The sequence below is a fragment of the Rhizobium sp. BK060 genome, assembly GCF_014193145.1.
In the GTDB taxonomy this organism is placed as follows: domain Bacteria; phylum Pseudomonadota; class Alphaproteobacteria; order Rhizobiales; family Rhizobiaceae; genus Rhizobium.
Genome location: NZ_JACHYW010000015.1, coordinates 159,465 through 167,343, shown reverse-complemented (window position 1 = coordinate 167,343; position 7,879 = coordinate 159,465). Strand labels below are relative to the sequence as shown.

Here is a 7,879-nt window from a genome sequence, read left to right as displayed (position 1 = left end):
ATGGCAAGTGCGGTGCGCAGCGTCTCTTCGGCCTTGGCAGGGCCGATCGACACGACGATCACCTCCTCGGCCTTGCCGGCTTCCTTCAGCCTGAGCGCCTCCTCCACCGAGATCTCGTCGAACGGGTTCATCGACATCTTCACATTCGCAAGCTCGACGCCTGTGCCATCGCCCTTCACGCGGATCTTCACGTTGTAATCAACCACCCGCTTTACGGGGACGAGAATTTTCATGACTGCACCTGTTCGTTGGAGTTCAGAGCCGGGTCATCGCTTCGACCGGGCAGGAGCACCCAGAACGCAAAAAGCGGCTTATCCGTCGATCGCATGGCATGTCTTATTCCCGGCGGGTTGTAGAACGACCCGCCGATACCGGGTGAAAACCAGGCAGAATCCCCGTGCTGGAACTCTCCCTCGGACATCACGAGATAAACTTCTTCGGGGGCATGGTCGTGATCGGGGTATCGCACGTTCGGCGCCACCAAGGTGGCGCCAAACCAGACGTCATTGCGCTCCTCCAAGCCTCCCGGTCCGATGATCATCGCATTTGCATGCCCATCCTGAAAGTTGTCGCTTGCAGTACCGGAGGCGTCCTGGCGGCGGCGCCAGGCAAGAAGTGGCTCAATTGCCTGGAAGCGAGCATAAAGGTCCCGCAACAGCTGCGAACCGGCATCGACCGAAATCATCGACAAGAACTGGCACGCTGGTAGTCGGCTTCCTTTCCCCGGGCGTTGTTCGCCTGACATCTGGAGGGTCGAAAAGACCTGGCTGAGCGATCGCCGGCTTTCGGGATCTTGGGCATGGCTGTCGAACGCCAGATATGCGGCGTCGATTACAAGCTGCAGCTGATCACGACGTTCTGCCACTGACAGATCTCCGTTCGTTCAAAACGCGTTCTTGCGCGGTCTAGAGGTCCTTCGCGATGCGCAGACCATCGTATATGGCCGCATGGGTATTGCGCGCCGCGACCGCATCGCCGATCCGGAATAGCTGGAATTTTCCTTCAGCGTTGCGGACCACCGATTGGCGCTCGCCTGCCAACAGCTGGTCGTAGGAGGTCTCGCCGAGATTGCTCGAAAGAGGCTTGAGGTCAAAGTAGAGCTCATCGAGCGGGATCGTGCCGTGGTTGACGACAATTTGGTCCACCACCCGCTGTTTCGACACGCCGCCATAATCGCTTCCGACGCTGGCAACGAGCTGGTTTCCGTTCCTTTCGGCGGACTCAAGGCGGAAGGTGACTGTGAAGGTGACATCCAGCTTCTGGAGAGACCGCATATAGGGGACAAGGTTCATGGCCATGACTTCGGGCGCAAAGGAGCGGTCGGGCGTCATGATCTCGACCTTTGCGCCTGCCTTGGCAAGGAACTCGGCTGCCTGCAGGCCTGCATGATCTCCGGCATCGTCAAAGACGAGGACATTCGATCCCGGTTTTACGTCGCCGGAAATGATATCCCACGACGACACGACAAGATCGTTGCCCTTGGTCAGAACCTCCGTGTGAGGAAGGCCTCCTGTCGCGATGATGACGACGTCGGGCCTTTCCGCGGTGATCGTGTCTGCTTCTGCCCACCTATTGAAATGGAAGACGACACCGTATTTCTCGCACTGGGCCATCCGCCAGTCGATGATGCTGATCATCTCTCGGCGACGTTCACTCTGGGCAGTCAGGCGGATCTGTCCGCCCGGGTTGCTCGCGGCTTCGAAGACGATGACCTCGTGGCCGCGCTCGGCAGCGACGCGGGCCGCTTCGAGGCCCGCCGGGCCAGCGCCAACGACGACGACCTTCTTGCGAGTCTCGGCCTTGGGAACGACATGAGGCATGGTCTGCTCGCGGCCGGTGGCGGCGTTGTGAATGCAGAACGCCATGCCACCTTGGTAGATGCGATCAAGACAGTAGTTGGCGCCGACACAGGGGCGGATGTCGTCCTCGCGCTTCTCGATGATCTTCCGGACGATGTGAGGATCCGTCATATGCGCACGCGTCATGCCAACCATATCGACCTTGCCCGCGGCGATAGCGTGACGGGCAGTAGCAACATCCGGAATCTTCGCGGCATGGAACGTCGGGAAATTCGTTGCAGCGCGGATCTCGCCGGCAAAATCGAGGTGGGGCGAGTTGGCCATGCCTTGGATCGGAATGACGTCGGTCAGGCCCGGATCCGTGTCGATGTGACCACGAATGACGTTCAGGTAGTCGACTAGACCGCTGTCACGCAATCGCTTCGAAATTTCGATCCCTTCGGCCTTGCCTGTACCACCTGGAAGGCACTCGTCGGCGGTGTAACGGATGCCGAGGATGAAATCGTCGCCGACCCTCTGGCGCATCGCCTTGAACACGTCCAGACAGAAGCGCATGCGGTTTTCGAGCGGTCCGCCGTACGGACCTTCGAGCTCGTTGGTCAGCGGAGAGGCAAACTGGTCGATCAGGTGTCCATAGGCTTCCAGTTCCACGCCGTCCATGCCGCCGGCCTTCATGCGCTCGGCGGCGTCGGCAAAGTCCTTGATGATGCGCTCGATATCCCAATCTTCCAGCTTCTTCGGAAACGCGCGGTGGGCCGCTTCACGATGATGCGACGGGGCGACGACCGGAAGCCAGTCGCCTTTGTCCCAGCGCGTACGCCGACCGAGATGGGTGAGTTGGATCATGATTGCCGCGCCCTGCTCGTGCACTGCATCGGTCATCTCCCGGATCCACGGGACGATCTCGTCCTTGTAGGCGAGCAGATTGTTGAAGACGGGCGGACTGTCCTTGGACACGGCTGCCGACCCCGCAGTCATCGTCATGGCAACACCGCCTTTGGCCCGTTCGACCGTGTAGGCCCGGTAGCGTTCCTTGGGCATGCCGTCCTCAGGATAGGCCGGCTCATGGGATGTCACGATGATGCGGTTGCGTAGCGTCAGATGCTTGAGTTGATACGGCTGCAGGAGGGGATCATTCGACATCGGTCGTGCTCCGAATTAGGAATTGGTTCGGACGCTAAGCACAATGTACATATGTGTCAATCATGAAAACACTGTAGTCGAATTAAATGGACAGTGATGTACATTTTGATTGCGTCGACCTTAACGATTTGCTAGGAGTTGGTTATGGACCAGAGTTTAAGCGACAGTGGCTGGCGTGGATCGCAGGAGGGATGGCTGGAGGCGGCCTACGACTCCCTGCTGGAGTCTGGGGTCGATTCCGTGAAGATCTTGCCTCTGGCGAAGAAGCTCAATCTCTCGCGCACAAGCTTTTACTGGTTCTTCAAGGATCGAGAAGAACTGCTGGCGGGACTGGTGTCGCGTTGGCGCGAAAAGAACACCGGCAGCATCGTCAAGCAATCGGAAGCCTATGCCGAGACTCTGGCCGAGGCGATGCTAAACGTGTTCGACTGCTGGCTCGATTTCAGGCTTTTTGACAGCAAGTTCGAATTTGCCGTCAGAAGTTGGGCGCTCCAGTCAGACGAGATCCTCGCAGAGGTCCGCGAGGCAGATCGGACCAGAATGGAGGCGCTCACGCGCATGTTCATGCGGTTCGGTCACGCCGAGAACACGGCCGACGTTCGCGCACGAACGACTTACCTCGTGCAGATCGGCTACATCTCCATGCAGGCCAAGGAAGACGTGGCGGTAAGGATGAAGAGAATCCCGCAATACATCGCGATCTACACTGGCGAGATACCGCAGCAGCGAGAGCTCGATCGCTTTTACGCAAGACACGGATACAGGCCCGGCTAGGAGGAAAGGACGATGAACGTCTCGTTGAGGATCGGAGTGATTGGCGGAGCCGGATGGCTCGGAGGCGCAATTGCCAACTCCATGCTCAATGCCGGCATCGTCAGGTCACAGCACCTTTCGCTTTCTTATCGCAGCGCGAAACCGGAACGCTTCCCCAGCGCCTTTTGGACGAAGGATAACCAGGAGCTGGTGGACAGGTCCGATGTCGTGATCATCTCAGTTCGACCGCAGGACTGGGAGGCGGTCTCGATCGACGCCAAGCAGAAGCTGCTCATCTCGGTGATGGCGGGCATTCGTATTTCCGCGCTGCGCGAAAGGCATAAGACCGAACGGGTGGTGCGAACGCTTCCCAATGCTGCGGCCGAAGTTTCGATGTCCTATACTCCATGGATCGCATCGAAAGCTGTGCAGGAACACGACCGAGATATCGTCAAAGCCATCTTTAGTGCCTGCGGAATCCAGGACGAGGTTAAGAGCGAACGCGACATCGACTATCTAACCGGCTTCTCGGGCACTGGGCCTGCCTTTCCGTCGTTGCTGGCCTCGGCAATGATGGAGCACGCGGTCGGCCATGGACTTTCCGTCGACGTGGCACGTCGCGCGGTGGTCACGCTTCTTGAGGGGACGGGTCGCCTTCTGGAAAAACGCCAGGAATGTCCGAACGACATCGTGCGCGCCTTTGTCGACTACCGCGGGGTGACCGCGGCGGCGATCGAGGAAATGCGTGCAGCAGGCCTCAACGAGGCCGTCTCCAGGGGACTGACCGTCGCGTTCAAGAGATCGGAGAGCATGGGAGATACCTCATGATGACCGTGGGGTGGGACTACGCGGCATCCTACTCTCAAAACATGCGCCGCCATAAAAGAGGGAACGGGAATGAAAAAACTATTGGCATCCACATGCATGATGTTCGGGCTGCTGGGAGTGGCCTCATATGCGAACGCCGCCGATTGTGGCTCCCTGACGATCGCCAGTATGAACTGGCAGAGCGCCGAGGTTCTTTCGAATCTCGATAAGATTATCTTGAACGAGGGATACGGCTGCCAGGCGGAAATTACCGTCGGCGACACCGTCCCGACGATCACCTCAATGGCCGAGAAGGGCGAACCCGACATCGCGCCGGAGGCTTGGATTGATCTTCTTCCGGACGTCGTGAAGAAAGGCACTGATGAAGGACGCATCATCAAAGTTGGTTCGCCCCTTCCCGATGGCGGTATCCAAGGTTGGTGGATCCCCAAATATCTCGCGGACGCCCACCCTGATGTGAAGACGATTCCGGACATGCTCAAGCACCCGGAACTGTTCCCTGACCCGGAGGATTCCTCCAAGGGGGCAATTTTCAACGGACCGCAAGGTTGGGGCGGAACGGTCGTCACCTCTCAGCTCTATAAGGCTTTCGATGCAGAGAAGGCGGGCTTCAAGCTTGTGGACACGGGCTCCGCGGCCGGTCTCGATGGCTCGATTGCGAAAGCATACGAGCGCAAGCAGGGCTGGGTCGGCTACTATTGGGCCCCGACCGCTTTGCTCGGCAAGTATGAAATGGTGAAGCTGGAAGCCGGCGTCCCTGCTGATGCCGCTGAATGGAAACGCTGCAACACGGTGGCGGATTGCGCAGATCCCAAGCCGAACGCATGGCCTGTCGACACGATTGTCACACTGGTGGCGAAGCCATTCGCCGAAAAGGCTGGCCCGGATGTCATGTCCTACCTGCAGAAGCGCTCCTGGAGCAACGACACGGTCAACAAGGTCATGGCGTGGATGACCGACAACCAGGCAAGCGGCGAAGATGCTGCAAAGCACTTCCTCAAGGAAAACAAGGACATCTGGACCAAATGGGTGTCGGAAGACGCAGCAAAGAAAGTCGAAGCCTCGCTTTGATAGTTGAGTGGGCGGCGCGTGCTGACGCGCCGCCACCTCAAAAGCCGGAAATAATCAAAAGACTTGTCACGGCTCTTTCAGAGAAAGGGGAACCGAATGGAATGGTTTTATAAATTTCCGCATATGAACGACGACAGTCTTCGCGATCTCAAGAAGATGATCGACGACGGATTTCGAAGTTTCACGCGCGCCTATGGCGATGCGATCGAGAGCTTCTTTTCTCCGTTGCAACACTTCCTGATCGCTGTCGACCGGTTCATGACTCAGACGCCGTGGCCGATCATAACCCTTATGGTCCTCGTTGTTGCGTGGCTAGCCAGCCGCAGCCTGAAGATTGTGTTGAGCTGTCTCGTGACATTGTTGCTCATCGGTTACTTCGGCATGTGGGACGACACCATGCGGACTGTCTCGATGATCTTCGTCTGCACGGTCTTGTCTATCGCGATCGGCTTGCCCATCGGCATTCTGATGGCGCGTTCCGACCGGTTCCAGCGCGTCGTCCATCCGATCCTCGACGTCATGCAGACAATGCCGAGCTTCGTCTACCTGATCCCTGTCGTCATGCTGCTCGGGATTGGCCGTGTTCCCGGCCTCATCGCCGTCGTGATCTATGCAATTCCGCCGATGATCCGACTGACCGACCTCGGCATTCGACTGGTCGACAAGGACGTGCTTGAGGCAGCCGATGCCTTCGGAGTTTCGAATTCCCAGAAGCTTTTCAAGGTACAGATGCCGCTTGCATTGCCAACCATCATGGCTGGGATCAACCAGACGATCATGATGGCACTGGCGATGGTCGTGGTGGCATCGATGATCGGCGTCCAGGGGCTTGGACAGCCTGTTCTGAAAGCGATTGCCAATCAGTACTTCACGCTGGGCATTTTCAACGGCCTTGCCATCGTCGGCATCGCCATCATCTTCGATCGAGTCAGCCAGGCATACGGCAAGCGGCTCCAGAAGCATCGGGAGATCGTCCATGGCTGATCATGATTTCGGCGGCATCAGGATCCGCCACCTCTTCAAGATCTTCGGTCCGAATGCCAGTTCCTATATCGAGGCGGTCCAGAACGGGCTGACCAAGTCTGAATTGAACCGAAAGCACGGCCACGTCCTTGGACTGCGCGATATCAACATCGAAATGCCGTCGGGCTACATCCAGGTCATCATGGGCCTGTCCGGTTCGGGAAAGTCGACGCTCATTCGTCACATCAACCGATTGATCGACCCGACGGCCGGCGAAGTGCTGGTCAACGGCAAAGACGTCGTCAAGATGGACGAGACTGAGCTTCGCACGTTCCGCAGGCACCAGACGGCGATGGTGTTTCAGAAGTTCGCGCTCCTGCCGCATCGCAACGTGCTCGATAACACGCTCTTCGGCCTTGAAGTCCAGGGTGTGGAGCGTTCGAAGGCCGTCGACGTCGCAATGCGATGGCTTGAGCGCGTCGGCTTGAAGGGCTTTGAGGAGAAATACCCGAACCAGCTTTCAGGCGGCATGCAGCAGCGCGTCGGCCTGGCGCGCGCACTCTCGAACGACGCCCCGGTCCTTCTGATGGATGAAGCCTATTCTGCGCTCGACCCGCTGATCCGAACGGATATGCAGACAGTGCTGCTCGACATCCAGCAGGAGATCAAGAAGACGATCGTCTTCATCACACACGATCTCGATGAGGCGCTGAGATTGGGAGATCAGATCGCTATCCTGCGCGATGGCGAAATCATTCAGCAAGGCAGCAGCCAGGACATCGTGTTGCGGCCGGCAGATGAGTATGTCGCCAACTTCGTAAAGGAGGTCAACCGCGGTCGCGTGGTTCAGGTAAGCGCCGTCATGAGCCCTTTGCGGCCTGGAGCCGCCGTTAGCCATTTCACCGTCGACGCTTCGACGACTGTCGAGGAGGCCGTTCGTCTGCTCGCGTTGGCGCCCGATGGCGATGTAACAGTCGTCGGGCAAGGATCTCGTCCTGTCGGTGTCGTCACTTTCCGCCAGCTTGCGGCCGCGATGGTCAACTCGGACGTCGCTCAAATGAGCAACGATGCTGTTGCCCTCGTGCGGTGAGGCTTTTCGCACAAAGGTTCGACCACGGTGCCTGTTGGAACGGATCCCCTTGTGCATGGGATTTCTCGCGAGTTCCATGCACGACTGCCTGCCAGGATACAGGTTTGCCCGTCGAGATCCTCGGAAGCATGTTCTGTCCCGACGATAGGGCGTCGACGACGCGCTCGGGCAAGCACTCCTTTTCTCCGGCGCGGCAATTGCCCCCTGCTCTCAAGTCGATGACATCCGAAAG

At 58.3% G+C, this 7,879-nt stretch carries 7 protein-coding genes and 1 pseudogene; 5 read left to right on the top strand and 3 right to left on the bottom strand.

All coding sequences use genetic code 11. The features are described 5' to 3' along the window. The 3 genes and pseudogenes from FHT71_RS18160 to FHT71_RS18150 all read right to left on the bottom strand — a co-directional run. Positions 1 to 233 (bottom strand): annotated as a pseudogene (locus FHT71_RS18160) (electron transfer flavoprotein subunit beta/FixA family protein); the annotation flags it as partial. Beyond that, a complete protein-coding gene (locus FHT71_RS18155; protein ID WP_132590624.1) occupies positions 230 to 865 on the bottom strand; it encodes a dimethylsulfonioproprionate lyase family protein in 636 nt (211 codons plus the stop codon). The gene FHT71_RS18155 and the pseudogene FHT71_RS18160, both read right to left, overlap by 4 nt. Positions 866 to 905: 40 nt before the next feature. After that, positions 906 to 2,942, bottom strand: a complete 2,037-nt coding sequence (locus tag FHT71_RS18150) for an NADH:flavin oxidoreductase (RefSeq protein ID WP_007800560.1) — start codon at positions 2,940 to 2,942, stop codon at positions 906 to 908. Between the two features lie 144 nt (positions 2,943 to 3,086). Here FHT71_RS18150 and FHT71_RS18145 point away from each other — a divergent pair, with 144 nt between their 5' ends. The 5 genes from FHT71_RS18145 to FHT71_RS18125 all read left to right on the top strand — a co-directional run bounded on the left by FHT71_RS18145 (position 3,087) and on the right by FHT71_RS18125 (position 7,647). Further along, positions 3,087 to 3,716, top strand: coding sequence for a TetR/AcrR family transcriptional regulator (locus FHT71_RS18145; protein ID WP_132590622.1), 630 nt, complete (start codon positions 3,087 to 3,089; stop codon positions 3,714 to 3,716). A gap of 12 nt (positions 3,717 to 3,728) precedes the next feature. Beyond that, complete coding sequence (locus FHT71_RS18140; protein WP_183721266.1) at positions 3,729 to 4,523, top strand: pyrroline-5-carboxylate reductase dimerization domain-containing protein; 795 nt, start codon at positions 3,729 to 3,731, stop codon at positions 4,521 to 4,523. A gap of 69 nt (positions 4,524 to 4,592) precedes the next feature. Further along, positions 4,593 to 5,594 carry an ABC transporter substrate-binding protein gene (locus tag FHT71_RS18135; RefSeq protein ID WP_132590618.1) on the top strand — a complete coding sequence of 334 codons (1,002 nt, stop codon included), beginning with the start codon at positions 4,593 to 4,595 and terminating at the stop codon, positions 5,592 to 5,594. A gap of 96 nt (positions 5,595 to 5,690) precedes the next feature. Further along, positions 5,691 to 6,578 (top strand): proline/glycine betaine ABC transporter permease, encoded by an 888-nt coding sequence (locus FHT71_RS18130; protein WP_132590616.1) that lies wholly within the window; start codon positions 5,691 to 5,693, stop codon positions 6,576 to 6,578. Then, a complete protein-coding gene (locus tag FHT71_RS18125) occupies positions 6,571 to 7,647 on the top strand; it encodes a glycine betaine/L-proline ABC transporter ATP-binding protein (RefSeq protein WP_132590614.1) in 1,077 nt (358 codons plus the stop codon). Before FHT71_RS18130 ends, FHT71_RS18125 begins: the two co-directional genes overlap by 8 nt. Positions 7,648 to 7,879: the final 232 nt, after the last annotated feature.